We start from the raw sequence: 24,142 nt of genomic DNA on the forward strand, positions 1-24,142 counted from the left end.
GCCCGCGGCACCGCCGTAACCGTCCTGGCGGTGGTGGTGGCGCGCCTGCTGGTCACCGGCCTGAACCGGGCGTTGCGCCGCGGCCTGCGCATGAACCGCGACCTCGCCGGCAGCCTGCCGCAGCTCCACACCCGCGCCTATCACTACCTCCCGATGGTCCAGCGGGTCGGCAAGCTGATCATCTGGCTGGTGGCGCTGGGCGTGGCGCTGAACGGCTGGGGCGTCGACACGCTGGGCATGGTCGAGTCCTCGCTGGGCCAGCGCATCGTCGGCAGCGTCCTGTCGATCGGCCTGCTCTTCGCCGGTGCCGTCGTCGCCTGGGAGGTGGTCAGCGCGATGATCGAGCATTTCCTGACCACCACCGACCGCAACGGCGCCAAGATCGAACGCAGCGCCCGCATGCGCACGCTGCTGCCGCTGCTGCGCAACGCCTTCCTGATCCTGCTGGTGACGATGGTGTCGCTGATCACCCTGTCGGAACTGGGTGTCAACATCGCCCCGCTGCTGGCCGGTGCCGGTGTCGTCGGTCTGGCCATCGGTTTCGGGTCGCAGACGCTGGTCAAGGACATCATCACCGGCCTGTTCATCCTGTTCGAGGACACCGTGTCGGTCGGCGACGTCGTCGATGTCGGCGGCGGCCATTCCGGCACGGTGGAGGCGATCTCCATCCGCTCCATCCGGCTGCGCGACGGTGCCGGCGCGGTGCATTCCATCCCCTTCAGCGCCGTGACCACCGTCAAGAACATGAGCAAGGACTTCTCGGTCACCCTGTTCAACGTGGTGGTGTCCAACCGCGAGGATCCCGACCGCGTCATCGCCGTGCTGAAGGAGGTCGGCGCCGAGGTGCAGGCCCAGCCGCAGTTCGCCGCCGACATCCTCACCCCGCTGGAGGTGCTGGGCGTCGACAAGCTGTCCGACACCGGCGTCAACATCCTGGCCCAGTTCAAGACCCGGCCGACCCGCCAGTGGGGTGTCACGCGCGAGTTCAACCGGCGCATGAAGAAGCGGTTCGACGAGCTGGGCATCAGCATGCCGACCCAGTCCATGCAATTGGTCGTCGGGCAGAACCAGCACGACCGGGCGATGGCCGAGGCGCTGAGCCAGGGGTCGTAACCGCTTCGCGGCAGGGCACCGCCGAACGCGCCGGAAACGTTCGGCGTTGCCCTGCGTTTACACTCGGTCCGATCCTGGACCGGAGTTGGAAACAGAATGCTCAGCGATGTCTTTTCCCGTTTCGCCCGCTGGACCGAACGTCAGTCCGGGCGGCCGGGTGCCTTCGTCCTCGCTTTCGCCGTGGTGCTGGTCTGGGGTCTCACCGGTCCGCTGTTCCATTTTTCCGACACGTGGCAGCTGGTCATCAACACCGGCACCACGATCGTCACCTTCCTGATGGTGTTCATCATCCAGAACGCCCAGAATCGCGACACCCAGGCGATCCACCTGAAGCTGGACGAGCTGATCCGCGCCAGCAAGGCCGCCCGCAACGGCATGATCGACCTGGAGGAGATGCCGGAAGCCGAACTGGCGCGGTTGAAAAGCAGCTTCGAGCGGCTGGCGAAGACCGCCGACTGCCTGGACCACCGCATCGACGAGAAGGTCGAACGCGCCGTCGAACGCGAAGTCGATGAGGAGCTGGAGGAACGCGGGGTGCCGGACGCCGAACGGCGCTGACGCGGCTGGCTGGAGCGGCTCCCCCGCCGGTGCCGGCGGGCAGGGCGGGCGCCGCCACGCCCGCAACGCGTCGTCCAGCGCGCGGACGAAGGCGGAGCGTTCCTGCGGCGACAGGAAGGAACCGACGCCGACCGACTGGCCGTGCGAACTCAGCGTGACCTGACCGGCCGGGCCGCGACGATCGTGGTCGGCCCGCTCGTTGTGGCTGATCCGCAGCCAATAGGGATGAAAGGACCAGCGGCGCTCCGGCGCCTTCCAGTGGACGCGCTGGACCGTCAGCGCCTCCTCCGTCAGCCGCACCCGCTCATACTGGCGGGCCGAGCGGTAGCTGACCCGGAAGGCCAGCCACAGCGCCAGCACATCCAGCCCGCAGAAGGGCACCACCGGCCAGGCCCCGTTGGCGACGAAGATGCCGGCAACCATCAGATTCATCAGGATAACGACGCCCATCAGCACCCGGAACCCGCCGCGCCCCAGGCTGCGGTGGGGGTGGAGGACGGCGTCGAAGAAGACGCGCACGGCGCTGGCGCCGCCGGTGGGCGGGGCGCCGTCGGGATCGCCGCTGCGGCTGCCGCCGGGGACGGCGGAGGCGTTGTCGGGGGGATCGATGGGCATACCGACCATTCTAACCGACCGAAGCCCGCCTGAAAACGACTCAAAGGCGATGGTGGCGGTCGCCGGGTGCCTTGCCGCCGTCAGGCCGCTTTCGACACCATCGGCACCACGCCGCCGTGCAGCACCCAGGCCATGGCGCTGTCGAGGCCGGTGATGCCGTCATCCACCCGGCCGTCGGGCTGCACGAAGATCCGCACCTGGTCGTCGGTGCCGGCGGCGATCATCGCCTCGGCCATGACCGACGCCAGCGGCCAGTCGGTCATCACCACGGCGCTGCGTTGGTGGCCGCAGCGGCGGGCCAGCCGCATCAGCGCCACGATAATGTCCGGGCGGAAGCCGTCGGCCTCGAAATTGTCGAACTCAATCAGGCTGCTCCACGCCTCGCCCCGGTTCGCGAGGTTGGCGCACTGCACCTCGATCTGCCGCGCCACGGCGTCGCGCTGCGCGATGGTCATGGCGCCTTGCACCCTTATGCGCAAGCCCCAGCCGGTGATCTCCACCTGATAAGACGATGTCATCTTCACTCACCCTGCACGACGCGCTCCGGGATCCGTAACGCGCCCATTTTCACCTTGAAGGCGCTTGTCCGGAGTCTTTTGATGGTGGGGAGCATACTCCGGTACCGCTAAATCGTGAAGCGTGAATTCAGTGACGATTTGTGATGTGTTTGTACGAATTCTTGTATTTCATTGCATTCTGCAATGGGCGGTCCGCATTTTGCGACGCACGGTCGGTCGTTTGCTGCCTCTGGCGTGGCCGGGGCCGTTGCGGCTATGGTGGCGGCCATGAAGCCCGCCGCCGTCCAGGAATTCTTCCGCCGCCTGTCCGCCGCCAACCCGGAACCCCGGAGCGAGCTGGAGTACGTCAATCCTTACACGCTGCTGGTCGCGGTGGTGCTGTCGGCCCAGGCGACCGACGTCGGCGTCAACAAGGCGACCGGCCCGCTGTTCCAGGTCGTCACCACGCCGCAGCAGATGGTGGCGCTGGGCGAGGAGCGGCTGCGCCAGTACATCAAGACGATCGGCCTGTTCAACACCAAGGCCAAGAACGTCATCCGCCTGTCGGAATTGCTGATCGAACGCCACGGCGGCGAGGTGCCGCGCGACCGGGACGCGCTGGAGCAGTTGCCCGGCGTCGGCCGCAAGACCGCCAACGTCGTCCTGAACGTCGCCTTCGGGGAAGAGACGATCGCCGTCGACACCCACATCTTCCGGGTCGGCAACCGCACCGGCCTCGCCCCCGGCAAGACGCCGGATGCGGTGGAGGCGAAGCTGCTGAAGGCGGTGCCGAAGGCCTACCGCCGGCACGCCCACCATTGGCTGATCCTGCACGGCCGCTATGTCTGCAAGGCGCGCAAGCCCGACTGCCCGGTTTGCCCGGTCGCCGACCTCTGCGACTACAAGGACAAGCCGCTGTAAGGAGCGGATCGGTGGCCCGGACAGCGGAACGCCCGGCGCGGCGGAGGGCCGCGGCCGGGCGTTTCGCTGTTTTCGTCTTAAGAACTTGGTATCGGCCGCGACGGCGGCCGCGCGGGCTCGTGCCCGCGAAGCCAAGGCCCATGGACATGGGCCGCCCGGCGTCTGAGGATAAGTTCCGACCACAGGTCGGAACTTAATGAAAACGCTGTTTAGACGGCTTCGGCCGGGGCGGGCACCGGCTCGACCGCCGCCACCGTGGCCTGGACCGGCTTGGCGGCGGAGTAGAGCTGGATGTCGCCGATCAGCTGGCCGCCGGCTTCGACCGCCAGCTCGCCGAAGCGGATCGACCCGGTGATCTTGCCGGTGGTGCGCACGGTCAGCCGGCCGCGCACGGCGATGTCGCCTTCGAAGCGGCCGCCGATGTCGGCCTCGTCGATCTCGACCGAGCCCTTGAACAGGCCGCCGTCGGAGATCTCGATCGACCGGCCTTCGCGCAGCTTGGCCTCGACCGTGCCTTCGACCACCAGCACGTCGCAGGAGCCGATCTCACCCGACAGCACGATGTCGCGGCCGACGGTCAGGCGGCGCTGTTCCGGCATGACGGGCGCCATCGGGGCTGCCTGCATCGGAACGGGCGCCGGGGCCGGCTGGGCGGCCTGGGCGGGGGTGGCGATCGGCATCGACGGCTGGCGCGGGGCCGCGCCGGGCATGTCGACGACGCGGCGCGGCACGTCGGTCTTGAAGCCGGCACCCGGCGCGGACGGTGCGTTCGGGGGCTTGGGAATGCTGGTCATGTCGGGTCCCTTCGAGGCGGAAGGCGTATCGGGATAGGCCGGGTGGGCGTGCGCGCCCGGAACGGGGTGCTGCGCTTCGGACAGAGCGTGCGCCATGCTGGGCGCGGAGGCTCCGGCCACGACCGGGGAGGGCATCGCCGGGTCGGCCATCGGGGCGGGGTTGTTCAGCGAGGCGAGCGGCGACAGCGAACCGCCCGCTTCGCCGGCACCATAGGGCCGGCCGGCCGGCTGCGCTGGGGCGGGGCTGTCGGCCTTGGGCGGGGCGGGCGGAGTCTTTCGTCCGAACAGCATGAACGTTCCCCCAATCTGGAACAAAAAAGTGGCGGAAGGGCCGAAAGCGGGAAGGCCCGTGCCGAAGGGCGGCGGGAGGGGCGCTTGCCGGGGTGGCGGGCGCGGCCGTGCCGCCTAGCGGCGTATCACGGTCGTCCGGCCCGCCGCAAGGGGAGCCGACATGGACTGTAGGACATGAACCATGAAGGCGCTGGCGACGACCGGGACCAGCAAATTGACGAAGGGGATCGATGAAAGGAAGGCAATGGCGACCCCGGCCAAAAAAGGTTTCAGCGGCCGGGCCCGTCGCAGCGCCCGCACCTGCGCGCGGTCGAGCCGGCGGTGGGCCACCATCTCGAAATACTCGCGCCCCAGCAGATAGCCGTTGATGGTGTAGAAGACGATCAGGTTCAACCCGGGCGCCGCGAAGTAGAGCGGCAGGGCCAGCAGGTTGACCGCGATCACCAGCAACAGGAAGCGCAGCGCGGTCGCCAGCTCGATCAGCCAGCCGCTGTGGCGTGGGGCCGGCAGGCCGGGATAGTGCCGCGCCTCCACCCGCTCCACCACCTCGTCCAGGAAGAAGCTCGACACCGTGCCGACGGTGGCGGGGAACAGCAGCCACGCCACCAGCAGAACCCCGACCCCGCCCAGCAGGTCGATGATCCCGTCCACCCAGGCGTAGCCGGTCAGCGGCGTCGCCGACAGCGCCCACGCCGTCCCGCCGGCCAGCAGGGCGTAGGCCAGCGCGGAAGCGAACACCCCGATCCACACCACCCGGCGAACGCGTGGGTCGGACAGCTGGGCGAAGGCGAGGGTGAGGGCGCGGAGCATCGGCGGTCCGGTTGCGGTGGCGTGGAGGACGGGCGACCGCATATCTACGGCGCCTCGCCGGCCGCTTCCACCCCCGGCCGGCGGATTTCGTCCGGTCGCGCACCCGTTTGGCCCTGCGGCGGTGCGGTGCTTGTGAACCGGCCGGGCGCCGCTATACTCGCGCCGCAGCATTTCGGCACAGCCGATCCTTACCCCAATCCCTGCCCCAATCCTTACAAGGAGAGCCCATGGCCACGTCCGCCTACGACGTCACCGGCATCGGCAACGCCATCGTGGACGTGATCGCCCACGCCGACGACGCCTTCCTCGCCGCCAACGCCATCGAGAAGGGTGCGATGACCCTGATCGACGCCGCCCGCGCCGAGGAGCTGTACGGCCGCATGGGGCCGGGCGTGGAGATCTCCGGCGGGTCGGCCGGCAACACCATGGCGGGCATCGCCATGCTGGGCGGCGCCGGCGCCTATCTCGGCAAGGTCGCCAAGGACCAGTTGGGCGACGTGTTCCGCCACGACATCCGGGCGGCCGGCGTCAGCTTCGACTCCAGCCCCCTGCTCGGCGGGGCGCCGACGGCGCGCTCCCTGATCCTGGTGACGCCGGACGCCCAGCGCTCGATGAACACCTATCTCGGCGCCTGCGTCGAGCTGGGGCCGGAGGACATCGACGAGGCGGTGATCGCCGGGTCGCAGGTCACCTACCTGGAAGGCTATCTCTGGGATCCGCCCCGCGCCAAGGAAGCCTTCCGCAAGGCGGCGGCCATCGCCCACGCCGCCGGCCGCAAGGTGTCGCTGTCGCTGTCCGACAGCTTCTGCGTCCACCGCCACCATGCCGAGTTCGTCGATCTGGTGGAGAACCACGTCGACATCCTGTTCGCCAACGAGCATGAGATCGGCGCCCTCTATGGCACCGATCGCTTCGAGGACGCGCTGGCGGCGGTGGTGCGCCTGGGCAAGACGGCGGCGCTGACCCGCAGCGAGAAGGGCGCGGTCATCGTTGCCGACGGCGCGGTGGTCGAGGTGGCGGCCGAACCGGTGGAGCGGGTGGTCGACACCACCGGGGCGGGTGACCTCTACGCCGCCGGTTTCCTGTTCGGCCACACCCGCGGGCTGGCCCCGGCGGTCTGCGGCCGTCTCGGCGCCATCGCCGCGGCGGAGATCATCAGCCACGTCGGCGCCCGGCCGGAGGTGGACCTGCGCGAACTGATCGCGGCAAAGGGCGTGCTGTAATCCCATTCCGCGCGTCAAACTGCGACAGGCCGCCGGACAGCGTCGCATTTTGCGGCGTCGTCCGACGGCGGTCAGTTCAGGTGGCGGTCAGTTCAGGTGGCCATCCACCACCGGCCGCTCCGGCGCGGCGACGGTCTTGGCCAGCAGCGCCATCGCCGTCGCGCTGTCCGGCGCCGCCACCGCCCAGCGCGACGGCCGGCCGGACTGCGGGATCGTCAGCAGCCACAGCCGGTCCCGTTCCCCGAACCGTTCGTTCAGGACCCGGTATTCCGGCGGGCCGCTCAGCCGCAGTTCGTCCAGCCGGGCCTGGAGTTCCTCGATCTGCGCCAAGCGGACGGCGATGCCGTCCTCGGTCTGCCGCAGTGTAACCTCTTCATTCTGCTGGTCGCGGCGCACGGATTCGATCTCGTTCACCAAATCCCGGTGGCTGCGGGACATCTGCGCGCGTCGGCGCCGGACCGCCGCCACATGGCGCACCGACCGCAGCACCGACGTCGTGATCCACACCAGACAGGCCAGCACCAGCACCGATTCCAACAGCAGGATGATCGGGCTGCCGCCGCCGATCGCCGGCATCATGGATGCCTCGCCTTCGGCCTCCCGGCCGCTGTTCGTCCCCGCGTTCGATCCTGCATCGGTGCCTCCGGCATGCTCCTTGCTGTCGAGCATCGGGTGGGCACGCAGCAACCGGCGTGCCATGGGATGGACGGAGGGCGGTGCGGGTGATCGACGGGGTGCGGGCCATAGTGGACTCGGTGGTTCCGCTGGCCGCGGCGGTGGGGGTGCTGGGCCACCTGTGCTGGATCGGCATCCGGCGCGGCGGGATGGGCGCCGCCGGGCTGAACCGGCTGCGCGGCGCGCTGGTGCCGCTGAGGGAGCGGCTGGAGAGCGAGAGCGAAGCCCTGCGCGACCTCCGCTGCCGGTCGGAGCAGGCGCAGGAACGGCTGACCGCCGCCGAGCAGCGGATCCAGCAGATGGAGCGCCAGATCGCGGCGTTGGAAAAGGCGCCGCCCGTCTTCATCCACACGCGGGGGGATCCCGGAACCAATCGGCGGCCCTTCCGGGCGGAGGTCAGTTTCGACGCGACGGCGGCGCGCGCCGCCGGCCGGCCGGTCAGCCCGGTGTGGCGCTACGGCAACCGCCTGGTGATCCACACCATCGACATGACCGCAGCCCGGCGCGAGGCGGACCATCTTTTTCCGGAGAAGGGCGGCTACAAGACCTATTTCCACGCCTCGGCACTCCACTGAGACGCGGTTTCGGACGGTTGCGGCCTTTCGCCGGAGCGTGGGCTCGGGTAAGCTTCCGGTCCCGCCGCAGCCGACGACACACCCTCCCATGCAAGTCTACCTGCCGATTGCCGAGATGTCGGTCAACGCGCTGCTGGTGCTCGGCATGGGCTGGCTGGTGGGATTCCTATCGGGGATGTTCGGGGTCGGCGGCGGCTTTCTGATGACGCCGCTGCTGATCTTCATCGGCGTTCCCCCGGCCATCGCGGTGGGCACCCAGGCCAACCAGCTGGTCGCCGCCAGCGTGTCGGGCGTTCTGGCCCACTGGCGGCGCGGCAACGTCGACGTCAAGCTGGGCGTCGTCATGCTGGGCGGCGGCGTGGTCGGCACCGCGGTCGGCGTCTGGATCTTCGGCATTCTGCAGCGGCTGGGCCAGATCGACATCGCGATCACCCTGTCCTACGTCTTCTTCCTGGGCACCATCGGCGGCATGATGCTGGTGGAGAGCAGCCGCGCCATCCTGCGCCGCCGCGCCCCCACCGCCAAGCGCGGCAAGCTGCACCGCCACATCTGGCTGCACGGGCTGCCGTTCAAGATGCGGTTCCAGCGCTCCAAGCTCTACATCTCGGCGCTGCTGCCGGCGGGGATCGGCGCGGTCGGCGGCATGCTGGTGGCGATCATGGGCATCGGCGGCGGCTTCCTGCTGGTGCCGGCGATGATCTACCTGCTGAACATGCCGGCCGGGCTGGTCGCCGGCACCTCGCTGTTCCAGATCATCTTCACCACCGCGGCGGCCACCCTGCTGCAGGCGGCGACCAACCAGACGGTGGACGCCATGCTGGCGCTGCTGCTGCTGATCGGCGGCGTGATCGGCGCCCAGTTCGGCACCCGCGCCGGCACCCGGCTGCGCGGCGAGACCGCGCGGATGGCCCTGTCGCTGATCGTGGTGGCGGTGGCGCTGAAGCTGGCCTGGGATCTGTTCTCCCGCCCCGACGACCTGTTCACCCTGACCATGGGGTTCAGCTGATGCGCGGGCCTGTGAAACGGCGGCTGGTCCAGGCCGCGGCGGCGCTGGCCGGGCTGGTGCTGGGCGGTACGCTGGCGGCGACGGTATGGGCGCAGCAGCTCGTCGCCGACCTGTCGAGCCACCTGATCGCCATCTCCACCGGCTTCACCGGGACGGAGGTCGTGCTGTTCGGCACCACCGACGCGGCGGGGGACGTCGCCATCGTCGTCACCGGCCCGCGCGGGTCCGCCGTGGTCCGCCGCAAGCAGCGGGTGGCCGGCATGTGGATGAACACCGACAGCGCCCGTTACGACCAGGTGCCGAGCTTCTACACGGTGGCGACCAGCCGGCCGCTCGACCAGCTCGTCGGCCGGCCGGTGCTGGAGCGGCACCAGCTCGGGCTGCCCTACCTGCAGTTCACCCCCGACGCGACGCTGCCGCCGGACGACCAGACCGCCTTTCGCGCCGCGCTGCTGCGCAACAAGCAGCGCCAGGGGCTCTACGCCATCTCGATGGGGCAGGTGTCCTTCCTGGGCGAACGGCTGTTCCGAACCAACATCTATTTTCCGGCCAATGTCCCGACGGGGCTTTACAACGTCGAGGCCTTGCTGATTCGTGACGGTGACGTGGTCAGCGCCCAGACCACGCCGCTGGTGGTGTCCAAGATCGGGTTCAGCGCCGAGGTCTCCGACTTCGCCCGCAACCGCCCGATCACCTACGGGGTGGCCGCCGTCGCCGGCGCCATCGCGGCCGGCTGGGCGGCCGGCGCCGCATTCCGCCGGGTATAGCCGAGAGGTGTGGAGATGACCGACACGACGCAGTCCCAACCCGCCGCCCAGCCGGCTAAGCCGGTGCGCATCTTCCTGGTGGTGGTCGACGACAGCCCCGAGCTGAAGGTGGCCCTGCGCTACGCCTGCCTGCGCGCCCGCAAGTCGGGCGGCAAGGTCGCGCTGCTCGAAGTGCTGGAAAAGGGCGAGATGCAGCATTGGCTGGCGGTGGAGAACCTGATCCGCGAGGAGCAGCGCAGCGAGGCCGAACAGCGGCTCCAGAAGCTGGCGCGCGAGGTCAACCAGCTGACCGGCACCCTGCCGGCGCTCTACGTCCGCGAGGGCAACCGCAACGACGAGGTCCTGGCCCTGATCGCCGAGGAGCCGAGCATCTCGATCCTGGTGCTGGCCGCCGGCACCGATCCGGAGGGGCCGGGCCCGCTGATCTCCTACTACACCGGCCGCGGCCTGGGCCGGCTGCACATCCCGCTGACCATCGTGCCGGGCGGCCTGAGCAACGAGGAACTGGACGCCATCACGTGATACCGGCACGCCAATGACTTGGCGTTGCCGTATTGCGTTCAAACGCCACGCAGGCTTTACCGCGCCCATGTGGGCGCGCCGCCGCCCCAGATCTCTATAGGGGGCGGCGGCCGGCGAACGCTTGAAAAAGCCGGTTCAAGCGTTCGCCGGTATGAGGGGCAAGCCCCCTTCGGAATACCCACACGGATCGGGACCTTGATCCGACCGGCGATTCCGCCCAGATTTCCATCTGCCCAATACCGGGGCCCCAATACCGGGTGGCGCCGCCTGTCCCGTTCCGGCGCCGATGGAGGATCAGACCATGTTCATTCAGACCGAGCAGACGCCCAACCCGGCGACTCTCAAGTTCCTGCCGGGGCGTGACGTGCTCGGACGCGGCACCGCCGACTTCACCAGCCGGGAGCAGGCCACCCGTTCGCCGCTCGCCCAGCGCCTGTTCGAGATCGAGGGGATCGTCGGCGTGTTCCTCGGCGCCGACTTCATCACCATCACCAAGACCGACGCCCGCGACTGGTTCCTGCTGAAGCCGTCGATCCTCGGCGTCATCATGGAGCACTTCACCGCCGACCGCCCGGTCCTGCTCGAGGAGGGTGGCGACGGCCACGCCGCCGCGGCCAGCGCCGACGACGAGGAGATCGTCGAGCAGATCAAGGAGCTGCTGGACACCCGCGTCCGCCCGTCGGTGGCACAGGACGGCGGCGACATCACCTTCCAGGGCTTCGAGAAGGGCGTGGTCTATCTGGCGATGAAGGGGGCCTGCTCCGGCTGCCCCAGCTCCACCGCGACGCTGAAGCACGGCATCGAGAACATGCTGCGCCACTACATCCCCGAAGTGGTCGAGGTCCGCGCGGTCCAGTGAGGCAAACGCCGGCCCGTCTCCCGGTCCACCCCCCGGCCCGCCCTTGATGCGGCGGGCCGGCCTCCCCATGCTCGGCGGATGATCATCTCCGCCAGCTACAAGACCGACATCCCCGCCTTCTACGGGCGCTGGTTCCTGAACCGGCTCGCCGCCGGCCATTGCCGGATGGTCAACCCCTATGGCGGCCAGACCTACCGCATCGACCTGACGCGGCCGGCGGTCGACGGCTTCCTGTTCTGGACCAAGAATCTGGGGCCGTTCCTCGACGCGCTCGACGTTGTCTCGGCGCAGGGCTTCCCCTTCGTCGTGCAATACAGCGTCACCGGCCTGCCCACCGCGCTGGAGCGCTCGGTTCCGGCCTGGGACACCGCGGTCGGCCATCTGGCGCGGGTGCGCGACCGCTGGGGCCCGCGCGCCGCGGTGTGGCGCTACGACCCGATCGTCGTCACCGAGGCGACGCCGCCCGACTGGCACCGCGCCACCTTCGCCCGGCTGGCGAGGGCGCTCCGCGGCGTGACCGACGAGGTGGTGGTGTCCTTCCTGCAACCCTACCGCAAGACCGCCCGCAACCTCGCCGCCGCCGGCATCGGCTGGCGCGACCCGGATGCCGGGGAAAAGCGTGCGCTGCTGGCCGACCTCGCCGCCATCGCGGCAGGGGAGGGGATGGCGCTGACGCTCTGCACCCAGCCGGAGCTGGTGGACACGCCCGGCACGGCACCGGCGCGCTGCGTCGACGCGGTCCGGCTGTCCGACGTCGCCGGCCGGACCATCGCCGCGCGGGACAAGGGCAACCGCCCCGGTTGCCTGTGCGCCGAAAGCCGCGACATCGGCGACTACGACAGCTGCCCGCACGGCTGCGTCTATTGCTACGCCGTCGCCGACCGCGGCACGGCGCAACGGCGGTTCACCGCGCACGACCCGGAGGGGGAGTTCCTGGTGGTGCGGCGGTCAGCCACCGCCTGAGAGTGACGGCCCCGCCGGTTCCGGCGGGGCCGCTTCCCTCATGCGACGGAACGCAGGCGATGGTCGCCGGCCAGGTCGGCGATGCTGACGATGGGCAGATCATGCTCCAGGGCGAAGGCAACCAGCTCCGGCAGGCGGGCCATGGTGCCGTCGGGGTTCATCACCTCGCACAGGACACCGGCGGGCCGGCGGCCGGCCCGGGTCATCAGGTCGATGGTGGCCTCGGTATGGCCGCGGCGGGCGGCGAGGCCACCGGGATTGGCACGGATCGGGAAGACATGGCCCGGCCGCGCCAGATCCTCCGGCCGGCAATCGTCGGCTATGGCGGTGCGGATGGTGGTGACGCGGTCGGCGGCCGACACCCCCGTGGTGACCCCGGTCCGGGCCTCGATCGACACCGTGAAGGCGGTGCCGAAGCGGGCGCTGTTGGCCGACACCATCGGCGGGAGATCGAGCCTTTCCAGCCGTTCTTCCGGCAGGATCAGGCAGACGATGCCGCTGCAGGTCCGGATCAGGAAGGCCATCTGGTCGACGGTGATGGCATCGGCCGGGTGGATGATGTCGCCTTCGTTCTCGCGGTCATCGTCGTCGACGACGATGACCGCGCCGCCCTTGCGGATGCGCTCCACGGCAAGGGCGATCCGCTCTTCCGCCGTACCGAAACGGGACAGAAGGCTGTCATGGGTCTGGGTCTGATTCATGGTTCTCACTCCAAAGGTTGGGCGAGCCTGAATCAGGGCGCAAAAGAGATCGTCCACTATCGGGAAGCAACGCATCCACGATGACGGCGCAAGCCATCGCCGGCACCCCGGCCCTGGCTCTACGCCCGGCATGGGTGGCTGCGTGGCCAGCTCATTCTCTTCCATCCGGACTGTTACCGTCGGCCCCGGCCTTGCACCGGGTCTGCTGTCCCCGTGGCGGGTGCCACGGGCGCTCGCGGGCTCCCCTTCCGTTGAAGGGATACCGCCGGTCGGGAGTTTCACCCTGCCCTGAGAACAAGCGTATGTCGCCGCCCGTTTGCGGACGGCAACCTCAGCTTCATGGGCGGGGTGGTGCCTGTCAAGGGTGTGGGTGACGGGCGCGCACAGGCTTTACGGGCAGACGCTTTACGGGCAGACCTTCCGCACCGTCTCGACCAGCTTTTCCGGATTGAACGGCTTGACCAGCCAGCCGGTGGCGCCGGCTTCGCGGCCGGCGGTCTTCTTGGCCGGGTCGGCCTCGGTGGTCAGCAGCAGGATCGGGGTGCTGCGGTTGACGGCCGTGCCGCGGATGGCGCGGGTCAGGGCCAGCCCGTCAAGGCCCGGCATGTTCAGGTCGGTGATGATGCAGTCGAACTTGCGCTGGCTGGCGAGCGCCAGCCCGGCGGTGCCGTCCGACGCCTCCGCCACGTCATAGCCGGCGGCTTTCAGCGTGAAGCCGACCATGTCGCGGATGGTCTTGGAATCGTCGACGGTCAGAACGCTTTTGGGCATGGCAGGCGGCTCCGGTTGCTCGGCCGAGAAGATCGGACGAAAGGCCTAGGCAATTTCCCGGCAAGCGTCAATCGGTAGCGTCCTTCCTGCGGCGGAACGCGCAAGACTGCGGCCCGGCGGCATCGCCGCCGGACCGGGGCCCTTGTGAAAGTGTGGTCGTTACGCGGTCGTATCGACGTGCTGGCCGCCAACGTCGTTCGCACCGCCCTTGGCGACGCCGACCATCGCCTCGCGCAGCAGGCGGCCGTGGATGGTGTAGCCGGGCTGCAGCACCTGGACGACGGTGCCGGCGCTCTTGCCGGTGTTCTCGATCTCGAACATCACCTGGTGGAAGTTCGGGTCGAACGGCTCGCCGGTCGGGTCGATCTTCTTGATGCCGGCACGGTCGAAGGCGGCGAAGAGCTGGCGTTCGGTCGCCTCGACGCCGACGGCCAGGCTCTTCAGCATCTCGTCCTGCTCGCGGCCCTCGGCGGGGACGGCGTCCAGGGCGCGGCGCAGGTTGTCGGCGACGGTGACCAGTTCCTTGGCGAAGCTGGAGACGGCGAACTTGCCGGCGTCCTCGCGGTCGCGCTGGGCGCGGCGGCGGGTGTTCTCCGTCTCCGCCATGGCGCGCAGAAGCTGGTCCTTCAGGTTGGCGACCTCGGCCTCCAGCTTGGCGACGCGGTCCTCGCCGGGGGCGGCGCCCGTGTTGGCAGTGGTCTCGGCGGTGGCCTCAGTCGGCTCCACCGTGGCGTCGGCGGGCTTGTTCTGCTCTTCGCTCATGGTCTTCTCAATTCTTGGTTCGGTCGATCGAGGCGGGTGACATAACGGGCGGGTGACATAACAGGCGGATCAGCCGATCAGCCGGCCGACCACCTTGGCGGTGTAATCCACCATGGGAATGATGCGGGCGTAGTTGATCCGGGTCGGCCCGATGACGCCGATGGCGCCGATCACCTGTTCCCGGCTGTTCTGGAACGGCGAGATGATCATCGTGCAGCCGGAATGGCTGAACAGGACGTTCTCCGCCCCGATGAAGATCTGCACGCCGTCGCCGCGCCCGGTGGCATCCAGCATGCGCAGCATGGTTTCCTTGGTCTCCAGCGCTTCGAACAGCGAGCGCACGCGCTCCAGGTCCGACAGGGCGGTGACGTCCTCCAGCAGCTTGGACTGGCCGCGGACGATCAGCTGGCCGGCGTTCGAACCGCTGCTGCCGGCCCAGGTGGCCAGCCCGGCGGCGACGACCCGGCGCGACAATTCGTCCAGCTGGGTCTTCTGCTCCTGGATCTCCTGCAGCACCTCCTGCCGCGCCTCGTCCAGCGTGCGGCCGGCGAGCCGGGCGCTGAGGAAGTTCGACACCGTCTGCAGGGTGGAGGTCGGCAGGCCGATCGGCACCTCGATCACCCGGTTCTCGACCAAGCCATCCTCGTTGACCAGCACGACCAGCGCCCGGCCGGGGCTGAGCGACACGAACTCGATGTGTTTCAGCGGGCGGTCGGTCTTGGGCGCCATCACCAGCCCGGCGCAGTGCGACAGGCCGGCCAGCATCCCCGACGCCTCGCTCAGCACGTCGGAGAAGGCGCGGCCGGACGCCGAGCATTTCGCCTCGATCGAGGAGCGCTCGTCCTCGGTCAGCGAGCCGATCTCCAGCAGGCCGTCGACGAACATGCGCAGGCCGGCGTCGGTCGGGATGCGGCCGGCGGAGGTGTGCGGGGCGTAGAGCAGCCCCAACTCCTCCAGGTCGGCCATCACGTTGCGGATCGTCGCGGGCGACAGGGCCATGCCAAGCCGCCGCGAGATGGTGCGCGAGCCGACCGGTTCGCCGGACGCCACATAGGCGTCGACGATCAGCCGGAAGATTTCGCGCGATCGCTGATTCAGCTCGTTGATCATGGGCCGGTTGGGTTGGACGGGAAACACGGATGGTCGCGTGAGGTCTCGCGGGTCCGAATTTAGGCAGGTCCAACCGCCGAATCAACGTGCGGGGCGAAGAAGCCCCGCGTCAATGCGCCTTTGCGCCGTCCTTACGCCTCGTCCAGGAAGCTGCGGTACTGGGCGGCGATGGCGCCGACCGCCGCGTCGTACAGGCGCTGGCCGTGTTCCGGCCGGGCGAGGCCGGGAGCGGAGCCGATGCGGCCGTCCGGGTAGCGGCGGCGGAAGTCGCGGGCGTCGTGGAAGCCGCCGGCCGGCGCCTGCTCCGGCTCCATCGCCACGGTCTTGATCGCCTCCGGGTAGATATACTGGGTCACCGCCACCTCGCTGGGGGTGGCGTGCGAGCCTTCCTTGCCCTGGTACAGCTCGCGCGACAGCCGGCCGACCTCGGCGTTCTCCCACCAGCTGACCAGGGTGCAGCGCAGGTCCGGCGCCTCGCGGCCGTAGCGCGCCCGGTTCTCGGCGTGGATCTCGTAGAAGGCGGCGCGCAGCGTGGCGATGTTCCCGCCATGGCCGTTGACGAAGAAGAAGCGCTCGAACCCGTGTTCGGCCAGCGAGCCGACATAGTCGCGCAGCACCGCGATCAGGGTCGACGGCTTCAGCGTCATCGAACCGGGGAATTCCATGTGGTGGACGGCCATGCCGACCGGAATCGTCGGACCGACCAGCGCGCCGGTGGCGTCGCCGACGCCGCGCGCGATGACCTCGGCGCAGATGGCGTCGGTGCCGACCAGCCCGTTCGGCCCGTGCTGCTCGGTCGAGCCGATCGGCATGACGATGCCCTTGGAGGTCTTCAGATAGGCCTCGACCTCGGCCCAGGTGCTCAGGTGAAGCTGCACGGTGACGGATCCTTGCCAGATGCGGGATGGGATGTCGGGGATGAGACGTGGCCCTCATGTTAGGACGCGCGCCGCCGGCGACAACCGCTCCCTGCGCCGGGCCGGCATGACCGGATGCGGGGCCGGGGCGGACCGCACTCATCCCAGGCTGGCGCAACGGTGCGGTGGTGACTACAATCGCGTGCAATTGGCTGGATCGGGGTGCGGTGGTGGTTGCGCGAGTCAACACGGTGGCGTTCCAGGGCATCGAGGTGCTGGGAATCGATGTCCAGGTCCAGATGTCCGGCGGCATCGTCGCCTTCACCGTCGTCGGGCTGCCCGACAAAGCGGTGGGGGAGAGCCGGGAGCGGGTGCGCGCCTCGCTGCACGCGCTGGGGCTGGCGCTGCCGGCCAAGCGCATCACCGTCAACCTCGCCCCCGCCGACGTGCTGAAGGAAGGGTCGCATTTCGACCTGCCGATCGCGCTCGGCCTGTTGACGGTGATGGGGGTGCTGCCGGACGCGGAGATCGCCCGCTACGTGGCGCTCGGCGAGCTGGCGCTCGACGGGGCGCTGACCCCGGTGGCGGGGGTGCTGCCGGCGGCGATCGACGCGCTGGCCAATGACCGCGGCCTGATCTGCCCGGCGGCCTGCGGCGGCGAGGCGGCCTGGGCCGGCCCCGATCTCGACGTGCTGGCGCCGGCCAACCTGCTGGCGCTGATCAACCATTTCAAGGGCACCCAGGTGCTGACCCGGCCCGAGCCGCGGATGCAGCAACAGGACGCGCCGCCGCCCGACCTGCGCGACGTCAAGGGCAACGAGACCGCCAAGCGCGCGCTGGAGGTGGCGGCCGCCGGATCGCACAACCTGCTGATGATCGGGCCGCCCGGATCGGGCAAGTCGATGATGGCCGCCCGCCTGCCCGGCCTGCTGCCGCCGCTCGACCCGGCGGAGGCGCTGGAGGTGTCGATGATCCACAGCGTCGGCGGCCTGCTGGAGGAGGGACGGCTGCTGCGCCAGCGCCCCTACCGGGCGCCGCACCAGTCGGCCAGCCTGCCGGCGCTGGTCGGCGGCGGCACGCGGGCCCGGCCGGGCGAGATCTCGCTGGCGCACCAGGGCGTCCTCTTCCTCGATGAACTGCCGGAGTTTCCCCGCCCGCTGCTGGAGGCGCTGCGCCAGCCGCTGGAAACCGGCAAGGCGGTGGTCAGCCGCGCCAACCACCACGTCACCTACCCGGCGCGGGTGCAACTGGTCGCGGCGATGAACCCCTGCCGTTGCGGCCACCTCGACGACGCCTCGCTTGCCTGTGCCCGCGCGCCGAAATGCGCGGCGGATTACCAGTCGAAGATCAGCGGCCCGCTGTTCGACCGCATCGACCTGCACATCGACGTGCCGGCGGTCAGCCCGGCCGACCTCAGCCTGCCGCCCCCGGCGGAGGGCAGCGCCGAGGTCGCCGCCCGCGTCGCGGTGGCCCGCGCCATCCAGAGCGAGCGCTACGCCGGTTTCGGCCCCTATCCGGCGGGCCGGGCGGTGCGGACCAACGCCGAGGCGGACGGCGAGCTGCTGGAGGCGGTCGCCTCCCCCGACGCCGCCGGCCGTGCCCTGCTGACCGAGGCGGCGGAGCGGCTGAAGCTGTCGGCCCGCGGCTATCACCGGGTGATGCGGGTCGGCCGGACGCTGGCCGACCTGGACGGCGCCGATAGGGTGCGGCGGCGCCACATCGCCGAGGCGCTGAGCTACCGGCGGATCGCGCCGGGACGTTAGAGAAGCGCGAGGTTCCTTACCTACGGCCCCCCTTTACGGCCCCTCGAACACCGGCGGCTTTCCCGCCGCCGGGCAGACGGTCGCCGGCACCGACTCGGCCTCGACGAAGGTGACGGCGGCGGCCATGGCGCAGTCTTCGCTGGAGGTCACGATGTGGCTGGCGGCGCGGAAGACCAGATGGCGGCTTTTCGGCAGGGTGGTGGCGGCGCGGTCGCCCCACTCCGGCGGGGTGACCGGGTCGTAGGCGCCGGACAGCAGCAGCACCGGCACCGCGCTGGCCACCGGCAGCCGTTCGGCCGGCTCCTGGTGGCCGGCGGGCCAGTGGCGGCAGACGCGCGGACCGGGATCGTCGGCGGCGACCAAGCCATAGGGGGCGTAGCGGCGGGTGCCGTCGGCGCGCTTGAGCGGGTCGGCGGTGTTCACCGACTCGCGGCATTCGACGGAAAAGGCCAGCCCATCCGCGGTTTCCGGGTCGCCCAGCCAGTTGGTCGGCGCCCATTCGGCCAGAGCGGTGTATTGGCCGTGGATGGCGCGGTCGATCAGCGCCGGCACCGCCGGGACCGCCTCGCTGACCGCCATCGCCTCCAGCCCGGCGGCGATGACCGAGGCGCCGGTGAGGCGCAGCGCCCGCCGCGTCTCGTGGTCGCCGACCACCAGATCGACCGGGTTGCGCTCCAGCCGCTCCACCAGATCGAGGAAGCGCTTTTCCAGATCCGGGTAGGCGGAGCGGCAGCCGCGGTTGGCGGCGCAATCGTCGAACAGCCGGCGGTAGGCGCGTTGTGCCAGCCACGCCGCGTCGTCCTGCGCGTTGACGTCGGGCGGGTAGACGCTGTCGAACACGGCGGTGCGGACCCGGCCGCCCTGGCGCCGCAGGATCTCCAGCCCGACCCGCGTGCCGTAGGACACCGCGAACAGGTTGAAGCGCTGGGCGCCGAGCGCGCTGGCGACGTCCAGCGCGTCCTCGGCGGCGACGGGGGTGGAGAACTGGGTGCCGTCCAGGCCGGCCGCCGCCAGCCGCGCGGCGCAGGCGTCGATCGCCGTGCGTTCCGCCGCCGCCCGCTGTTCGCGCGTGATCGGCCGCGTCCGGCGGGCGACGCCGACGGCGTCCAGCTCCGGACAGTCGGTGTCGGGTTCGGCCCGGCCGACGCCGCGCGGGTCGAACAGGATCAGGTTGCGGGTGCGGCGGAAGGGAGCCGACAGCTCCCACCACACCTCCATCCGCTCTTCGGTCGCTTCGCCGCTGCCGAAGGGGGAGGCGCCGGGGCCACCTTCCAGGAACAGCACCGGGTCGGCGGCGGGCTGGCGCGCCGTGCTCAGCAGGACGGCGACCGGCAGGCGCAGGCTGCGGCTTCCGGTGCGGTCGCGCCGCTCCGGCACCGCGACGGTGCCGCACAGCGCCGCCTCCCCCTCCGGCACAGTGAACCAGCAGGGGCCGGGGGTGAAACGCGCTTCCGCCAGGGCCGGGGCGGGGGCCGCGGCGGCCCACAGGCCGGCGATCAGGGTGGCCGCGGCCAGTGCCGCCCGGAGCGGGACGGCGGCGGGCGACCGGATGGACGGCGCGGAGGTGGGGCGGACGGGCACGGGCGGAAGGCTCGGGCAAATGGACGGAGGTACCGCGGACGGTCCTGTTTGACCGACCGGCCCCCCGCTTGTCCAGAGATGCCCGCCGTCGGCCGACCGCCGGGCGAAACGGACCGAAAGCGGTGCGGATTTGCAACAGCCGTGGAAGGAAGGCCACGCCCATCCCCGATTGGCGGTCAACCCCGATTGACAGGTTGACGCAACACATCCGCATGCGGAACTATTGCGATCTTGAAGGCCCGGCCGTTCCGGGCCTCGTTCCAGGGAAAGGAGCAGACCATGCCGACCTTATGGACGGCGATGCGGAGCCGCTGGCTTGATTCCGGCGGTGGCGTCGGACCCGACCGCCTGTGCGACCATCTGCGGCGCGACATCGGGCTGATCGACGGGGGCGACCCCGCGCACGCGCGTCATCTGGCGCCCCCTCTCATCCGCGATCGGAACCTTTCGGACGCGCGGACATTTTTGACCTTGCAACCGTATCGCTGAGCAGCGATACCGGATCCGCCGGTGTTTCGCGCCGGCGCAACTCAACCTCTGGAGACCTTCGATGAAAGCCATCGTAGCCACTGCCTGGACCCGCCGATCGGGCGACCCGGCCAAGCACGCCACCCATCCGGCCAGCAACCCGGCCCAATCGATGCTTACGCCCGCATCCTGCGAACGCGAATTTCGGATACTGAGAGGATCCCATGTGTGTCTTTCTGGGCTTTTGCGGTCATCGCCTCTTCGTTGAACACGCCCGTTGGGCATCACCGGCCGGGTCGTTCGACCTGCGGCGGGAAAACGGGGAAGTCATCCTATGGCTTGGACGCCTGAACATCATCTACACACCGGCCCGTTGGGGACCACCGTCACGCGCGGCGTGATGCATGACGCTGCGGGGAGCCGCTGAATGCCGGCCCGCGTTCGTCATGACGAGGTTCTCACCGTCGTCCAGGTGCTTGAGGCGTTCCGCAAGCTCGACCCCGACCTGCCGATCCAGTATGCGCTGAGTTTCATGACCATCGCGCAGAGCGAAGGCATCTCCATCGGCGAGTTGGCGGAACGCCTGGGCATCGCCCAATCCTCCGCGTCGCGCAACGTCGCGGCGCTCAGCCGCTGGCACAGCTTCGGCAAGGCCGGCCTCGACCTGGTGCAGGCGCAGGAAGACCCGCGCGAGCGCCGCCGCAAGATCGTCACCCTGACCGACAAGGGCCGTGCGTTCCTGGACGCGCTCCGCGCCATCGTGAACCCGCCCGACCATCGCCGCGCCGCCAAGACGGCCTGATACCGCCGCGGCCGGACAGAGATCCCGATACAGGTAAGGATACCGGCGAGCCGCCGCGTCAGGCGATCGTCCTTCAGGCGACCCCGTCCAGCGCCGTGCGCAGCATCCCGACCAGCGTGCGCACCGCCAGTTCCTGCCGTTCCAGCGCCAGACCGCCACGGCCGCGCAACGCCTTGGCCCGTTCGGTCGAGGGCGGCATGTGGAAGAATCCGTACGGCACGTCCAGCCCGGCGCTCTCGATGATGTGGCGCGCCAGGTAGAACAGATGGTTGCCGAGGAAGCCGCCGGAAAAATCGCCGAAGCTCACCGGCAGCCCGGCCATCGCCAGTTCCCGCATCACCCATGGCACCGGCAGGGTGCAGCCATAGGCGGTCGGCCCGTCGGGCAGGATGACCACATTCTCCCGCACCGTGCCGGCGTCATCGGCCAGCGGGCTTTCGTCACGGTTCCAGGCCAGCCGTTCCAACTGGACGGAGTCGCTCGACTCCAGATAGGCGAAGCTGAGGGCCGCCAGCGGCTGGTGGACCGCCAGCAACTCGGCGAAGGCCTCGCCGCAGGCACCGTAGAGCGGGGGAAGGGTGGCGGTGACCACCCCCGGCTCGCCCGCCAGCCGCTCCATCAGCAGGGCGGTCGGGTCGGCCGTCCAGGGATGGTCCGGCTCGCCGTCGGCGGGCGTCCCGAACGGCGCGAAGCCGGTGAGCAGGATGGGGGCGGTCACCTCCGCATCATCCTTACGGCCGCAGCAGGCCGATGATGTCCTTGACGTCGTTCAGGTTCTTCTCGGCGATGGCGGCGGCGCGCTCGCCACCCTTCTTCAGCAGGCGATCGATTTCCGCCTTGTCGGCCAGCAAGTCCTTCATGCGGGTGGTGATCGGCGCCAGCTTGTCCACCGAGAGGTCGACCAGCGACTTCTTGAAGTCGGAGAACTGGGAACCGGCGAACTGCGCCAGCACCTGCTCGCGCGACTGGCTGGCCAGCGCGCCGTAGATGGTGACGAGGTTGTCGGCCTCCGGCCGGGCTTCCAACTCGGTCACCGTCTCCGGCAGGGGCTCCGGGTCGGTCTTGGCCTTGCGGATCTTCTGGGCGATGGTGTCGGCGTCGTCGGTCATGTTGATGCGCGAGTATTCGGACTCGTCCGACTTCGACATCTTCTTCTTGCCGTCGCGCAGGCTCATCACCCGCGTCGCCTCGCCCAGGATCTGCGGCTCGGGCAGCGGGAAATACTCGGTCTCATAGCGGCGGTTGAAGGCGCCGGCGATGTCGCGCGCCAGCTCCAGATGCTGCTTCTGGTCCTCGCCCACCGGGACATGGGTCGCCTTGTACAGCAGGATGTCGGCGGCCATCAGCGTCGGGTAGGCGTAGAGGCCGAGGTTGGCCATGTCCTTCTGCTTGCCGGCCTTTTCCTTGAACTGCGTCATCCGGTTCAGCCAGCCCAGCGGCGTGTGGCAGGACAGGATCCAGCCCAGCTCGGCATGGCCGGACACCACCGACTGGTTGAACAGGATGTTCTTGTCCGGGTCGATGCCGGCGGCGATGTAGGCCGCGGTGACCTCGCGGATGTTGTTGCGCAGGACCTCGGGGTCCTGGTCGATGGTCAGCGCGTGCAAGTCGACGACGCAGAAGATGCACTCGTAGCTGTTCTGCAAATCCACCCAATTGCGCAGCGCCCCCAGATAGTTGCCGAGGTGAAGCTGCCGGGTCGGCTGCATGCCGGAGAAAATGCGGTTCACGGGTGGTCTCGCTCGAAAACTCTGGGAGGCGGCAGTTATCGCCCCCCAAAGCCCACCGGTCAAGGCGCGGCGCGCTCATGGCGGGTCCACGCGCGCATCGTCGCGGGCAGGCGCCGCCGGTTGTATTGAATGCGCTTGTGCGCTACCGCCGCGTTCGTGTGGTTGGGAGGGGGCGGACCCGCCGCCCCCGCCACACGAGAAGGAGAAGAAGGATGAAGCAGATCCTTACCCTTCTGGTCCTGGCCCTGGAGATCATCAAGCGTCTGCTTGAGTTCTTCCAGGGTTAAGGCTGGACCAGGGAGCGGCAGGGTAGCAGCCCGCCGCTCCCACGGTTCAAGATAAGGCCGGTGCGTTTTGCTCGCAAGGGTATGCGAGCGTCATTTTCCCGAGAAAATTGCACAAGGCCCCATCACGATCCCGCGTGACGGCGCATCCTTACTTACCCGCGCGACGCTTTTCGATGGCGTCCCACAGCAGGGATTCCAACTGCACGCCGTCCAGGCGGTTGATCTCCTGGATGCCGGTGGGGGAGGTGACGTTGATCTCGGTCATGTAGTCGCCGATGACGTCGATGCCGACGAAGATCAGCCCCTTTTCGCGCAGCACCGGGCCGATGGCGGCGCACATCGCGCGCTCGCGGTCGGTCAGCTCGGTCTTCCGGGCGCTGCCGCCGGCGTGGAAGTTGGCGCGGGCCTCGCCCTCCAGCGGCATGCGGCTGACCGCGCCGGCCGGCTCGCCGTCGATCAGGATGATGCGCTTGTCGCCCTGGCGGATCTCCGGCAGGTAGCGTTGGACGATCACCGGCTCGCGGTAGAGCTGGGTGAACATCTCCAGCAGGGAGCCGAGATTCTCGTCGTCCGGCTTCAGGTGGAAGACACCGGCGCCGCCGTTGCCGAACAGCGGCTTGACGATGATGTCCTTGTGCTCCGCCCGGAACTCCAGAATGGCCTGCTTGTCGCTGGTGATCAGCGTCGGCGGCATCAGGTCGGGGAACTTGGTGATGAACAGCTTTTCCGGCGCGTTGCGCACCTCGGCCGGATCGTTGACCACCAGCACCTTGGGCTGCACATGCTCCAGCAGGTGGGTGGAGGTGATGTAGGCCATGTCGAAGGGCGGGTCCTGCCGCAGCAGGATGACGTCCATCGTCGACAGGTCGGTCGGCACCGCTTCGCCCAGCGTGTAGTGGGCGCCGCGCTGGCGCACCACGGTCATCGCGCGGACGCGGGCGGTCAGGCGGTTGCCGGTCAGGACCAGGTCGCGCGGGTGGTAATGGTACAGGCGATGGCCGCGCTTCTGCGCCTCCAGCGCCATCATGAAGCTGGAATCGGTGTCGATGTTGATCGACTCGATGGGGTCCATCTGGAACGCGACGGCGAGGCTCATGGCGGATCTCCGGCCCTCAGGGACA

Annotated in this window: 26 protein-coding genes, 1 pseudogene and 1 riboswitch; of the genes and pseudogenes, 13 read left to right on the forward strand and 14 right to left on the reverse strand. The window is 69.5% G+C overall.

The annotated features are described in order from the left end of the window. The coding region (locus TSO352_RS03805; RefSeq protein ID WP_146210722.1) for a mechanosensitive ion channel domain-containing protein at window positions 1-1,113 on the forward strand (1,113 nt) is incomplete at its 5' end. 96 nt (window positions 1,114-1,209) lie between these two features. Next, entirely contained in the window at window positions 1,210-1,671 is a 462-nt protein-coding gene (locus tag TSO352_RS03810; protein WP_109106029.1) for a low affinity iron permease family protein, read from the forward strand. Window positions 1,672-1,746: 75 nt separating this feature from the next. Here the strand turns inward: TSO352_RS03810 and TSO352_RS34210 are convergent. Together TSO352_RS34210 and TSO352_RS03820 are read right to left on the reverse strand one after the other, a co-directional pair. Continuing rightward, window positions 1,747-2,295, reverse strand: a pseudogene (locus TSO352_RS34210) (DUF2244 domain-containing protein); the annotation flags it as partial. 71 nt (window positions 2,296-2,366) lie between these two features. Continuing rightward, window positions 2,367-2,741 (reverse strand): hypothetical protein, encoded by a 375-nt coding sequence (locus TSO352_RS03820; RefSeq protein WP_247871883.1) that lies wholly within the window; start codon window positions 2,739-2,741, stop codon window positions 2,367-2,369. A 330-nt stretch (window positions 2,742-3,071) separates the two neighbouring features. Between TSO352_RS03820 and nth the strand changes: the two genes are divergently transcribed. Then, window positions 3,072-3,704 (forward strand): endonuclease III, encoded by a 633-nt coding sequence (gene nth, locus TSO352_RS03825; protein ID WP_199231474.1) that lies wholly within the window; start codon window positions 3,072-3,074, stop codon window positions 3,702-3,704. Window positions 3,705-3,913: 209 nt separating this feature from the next. On the opposite strand, the gene TSO352_RS03830 is transcribed toward nth, so the two are convergent. Together TSO352_RS03830 and TSO352_RS03835 are read right to left on the reverse strand one after the other, a co-directional pair. Continuing rightward, the gene (locus tag TSO352_RS03830; RefSeq protein WP_109106032.1) at window positions 3,914-4,789 is read right to left on the reverse strand and encodes a polymer-forming cytoskeletal protein; all 876 of its coding nucleotides are present in this window, start codon (window positions 4,787-4,789) and stop codon (window positions 3,914-3,916) included. Window positions 4,790-4,903: 114 nt separating this feature from the next. Next, window positions 4,904-5,599 (reverse strand): EI24 domain-containing protein, encoded by a 696-nt coding sequence (locus TSO352_RS03835; protein WP_109106655.1) that lies wholly within the window; start codon window positions 5,597-5,599, stop codon window positions 4,904-4,906. A 227-nt stretch (window positions 5,600-5,826) separates the two neighbouring features. Between TSO352_RS03835 and TSO352_RS03840 the strand changes: the two genes are divergently transcribed. Continuing rightward, window positions 5,827-6,822, forward strand: coding sequence for an adenosine kinase (locus TSO352_RS03840; RefSeq protein ID WP_109106033.1), 996 nt, complete (start codon window positions 5,827-5,829; stop codon window positions 6,820-6,822). Between the two features lie 87 nt (window positions 6,823-6,909). Here the strand turns inward: TSO352_RS03840 and TSO352_RS03845 are convergent, their stop codons facing one another. Then, on the reverse strand, window positions 6,910-7,401 hold the full coding sequence (locus tag TSO352_RS03845) for a hypothetical protein (RefSeq protein WP_247871884.1): 492 nt from the start codon (window positions 7,399-7,401) through the stop codon (window positions 6,910-6,912). A 167-nt stretch (window positions 7,402-7,568) separates the two neighbouring features. Between TSO352_RS03845 and TSO352_RS03850 the strand changes: the two genes are divergently transcribed. From TSO352_RS03850 to TSO352_RS03875, 6 genes are all read left to right on the forward strand, one after another. Further along, on the forward strand, window positions 7,569-8,072 hold the full coding sequence (locus TSO352_RS03850; RefSeq protein ID WP_247871885.1) for a hypothetical protein: 504 nt from the start codon (window positions 7,569-7,571) through the stop codon (window positions 8,070-8,072). A gap of 88 nt (window positions 8,073-8,160) precedes the next feature. Continuing rightward, window positions 8,161-9,078, forward strand: coding sequence for a sulfite exporter TauE/SafE family protein (locus tag TSO352_RS03855; protein ID WP_109106034.1), 918 nt, complete (start codon window positions 8,161-8,163; stop codon window positions 9,076-9,078). Then, window positions 9,078-9,845 (forward strand): TIGR02186 family protein, encoded by a 768-nt coding sequence (locus TSO352_RS03860; protein WP_109106035.1) that lies wholly within the window; start codon window positions 9,078-9,080, stop codon window positions 9,843-9,845. The genes TSO352_RS03855 and TSO352_RS03860 overlap by 1 nt, the downstream gene beginning before the upstream one ends. 15 nt (window positions 9,846-9,860) lie before the next feature. Continuing rightward, a complete protein-coding gene (locus TSO352_RS03865) occupies window positions 9,861-10,367 on the forward strand; it encodes a universal stress protein (protein ID WP_109106036.1) in 507 nt (168 codons plus the stop codon). A gap of 301 nt (window positions 10,368-10,668) precedes the next feature. Next, the gene (locus tag TSO352_RS03870; protein WP_109106037.1) at window positions 10,669-11,226 is read left to right on the forward strand and encodes a NifU family protein; all 558 of its coding nucleotides are present in this window, start codon (window positions 10,669-10,671) and stop codon (window positions 11,224-11,226) included. Between the two features lie 78 nt (window positions 11,227-11,304). After that, window positions 11,305-12,189, forward strand: coding sequence for a DUF1848 domain-containing protein (locus TSO352_RS03875; RefSeq protein ID WP_109106038.1), 885 nt, complete (start codon window positions 11,305-11,307; stop codon window positions 12,187-12,189). A 38-nt stretch (window positions 12,190-12,227) separates the two neighbouring features. Here the strand turns inward: TSO352_RS03875 and ribB are convergent, their stop codons facing one another. The 5 genes from ribB to TSO352_RS03900 form a co-directional block, all read right to left on the reverse strand. Then, window positions 12,228-12,890 (reverse strand): 3,4-dihydroxy-2-butanone-4-phosphate synthase, encoded by a 663-nt coding sequence (gene ribB / locus TSO352_RS03880; RefSeq protein ID WP_109106039.1) that lies wholly within the window; start codon window positions 12,888-12,890, stop codon window positions 12,228-12,230. Window positions 12,891-13,039: 149 nt separating this feature from the next. Further along, a riboswitch (FMN riboswitch) is annotated at window positions 13,040-13,190 on the reverse strand. A gap of 105 nt (window positions 13,191-13,295) precedes the next feature. Further along, a complete protein-coding gene (locus tag TSO352_RS03885; RefSeq protein ID WP_109106040.1) occupies window positions 13,296-13,661 on the reverse strand; it encodes a response regulator in 366 nt (121 codons plus the stop codon). Between the two features lie 159 nt (window positions 13,662-13,820). Then, on the reverse strand, window positions 13,821-14,435 hold the full coding sequence (gene grpE, locus TSO352_RS03890; RefSeq protein ID WP_282183830.1) for a nucleotide exchange factor GrpE: 615 nt from the start codon (window positions 14,433-14,435) through the stop codon (window positions 13,821-13,823). A 57-nt stretch (window positions 14,436-14,492) separates the two neighbouring features. Beyond that, complete coding sequence (gene hrcA / locus TSO352_RS03895; RefSeq protein WP_109106042.1) at window positions 14,493-15,533, reverse strand: heat-inducible transcriptional repressor HrcA; 1,041 nt, start codon at window positions 15,531-15,533, stop codon at window positions 14,493-14,495. Between the two features lie 131 nt (window positions 15,534-15,664). Continuing rightward, window positions 15,665-16,411 (reverse strand): creatininase family protein, encoded by a 747-nt coding sequence (locus TSO352_RS03900; protein WP_109106043.1) that lies wholly within the window; start codon window positions 16,409-16,411, stop codon window positions 15,665-15,667. A 209-nt stretch (window positions 16,412-16,620) separates the two neighbouring features. Here TSO352_RS03900 and TSO352_RS03905 point away from each other — a divergent pair, with 209 nt between their 5' ends. Continuing rightward, window positions 16,621-18,153 (forward strand): YifB family Mg chelatase-like AAA ATPase, encoded by a 1,533-nt coding sequence (locus TSO352_RS03905; RefSeq protein WP_109106658.1) that lies wholly within the window; start codon window positions 16,621-16,623, stop codon window positions 18,151-18,153. A gap of 33 nt (window positions 18,154-18,186) precedes the next feature. On the opposite strand, the gene TSO352_RS03910 is transcribed toward TSO352_RS03905, so the two are convergent. Continuing rightward, complete coding sequence (locus TSO352_RS03910; RefSeq protein WP_247871886.1) at window positions 18,187-19,734, reverse strand: alpha/beta fold hydrolase; 1,548 nt, start codon at window positions 19,732-19,734, stop codon at window positions 18,187-18,189. A gap of 231 nt (window positions 19,735-19,965) precedes the next feature. Here TSO352_RS03910 and TSO352_RS03915 point away from each other — a divergent pair, with 231 nt between their 5' ends. Continuing rightward, window positions 19,966-20,223 carry a hypothetical protein gene (locus TSO352_RS03915; protein ID WP_109106044.1) on the forward strand — a complete coding sequence of 86 codons (258 nt, stop codon included), beginning with the start codon at window positions 19,966-19,968 and terminating at the stop codon, window positions 20,221-20,223. 406 nt (window positions 20,224-20,629) lie between these two features. Next, window positions 20,630-21,004 carry a MarR family transcriptional regulator gene (locus TSO352_RS03920; RefSeq protein ID WP_109106045.1) on the forward strand — a complete coding sequence of 125 codons (375 nt, stop codon included), beginning with the start codon at window positions 20,630-20,632 and terminating at the stop codon, window positions 21,002-21,004. A gap of 73 nt (window positions 21,005-21,077) precedes the next feature. Here the strand turns inward: TSO352_RS03920 and TSO352_RS03925 are convergent, their stop codons facing one another. The 3 genes from TSO352_RS03925 to gshB all read right to left on the reverse strand — a co-directional run bounded on the left by TSO352_RS03925 (window position 21,078) and on the right by gshB (window position 24,117). After that, window positions 21,078-21,722 (reverse strand): pyrrolidone-carboxylate peptidase, encoded by a 645-nt coding sequence (locus TSO352_RS03925; protein WP_109106046.1) that lies wholly within the window; start codon window positions 21,720-21,722, stop codon window positions 21,078-21,080. Window positions 21,723-21,735: 13 nt separating this feature from the next. After that, the gene (gene trpS / locus TSO352_RS03930) at window positions 21,736-22,734 is read right to left on the reverse strand and encodes a tryptophan--tRNA ligase (protein ID WP_109106047.1); all 999 of its coding nucleotides are present in this window, start codon (window positions 22,732-22,734) and stop codon (window positions 21,736-21,738) included. Between the two features lie 435 nt (window positions 22,735-23,169). Continuing rightward, a complete protein-coding gene (gshB, locus tag TSO352_RS03935; protein ID WP_109106048.1) occupies window positions 23,170-24,117 on the reverse strand; it encodes a glutathione synthase in 948 nt (315 codons plus the stop codon). Between the last annotated feature and the right edge of the window lie 25 nt (window positions 24,118-24,142).

The sequence above is a fragment of the Azospirillum sp. TSO35-2 genome, assembly GCF_003116095.1.
Classification (GTDB): domain Bacteria; phylum Pseudomonadota; class Alphaproteobacteria; order Azospirillales; family Azospirillaceae; genus Azospirillum.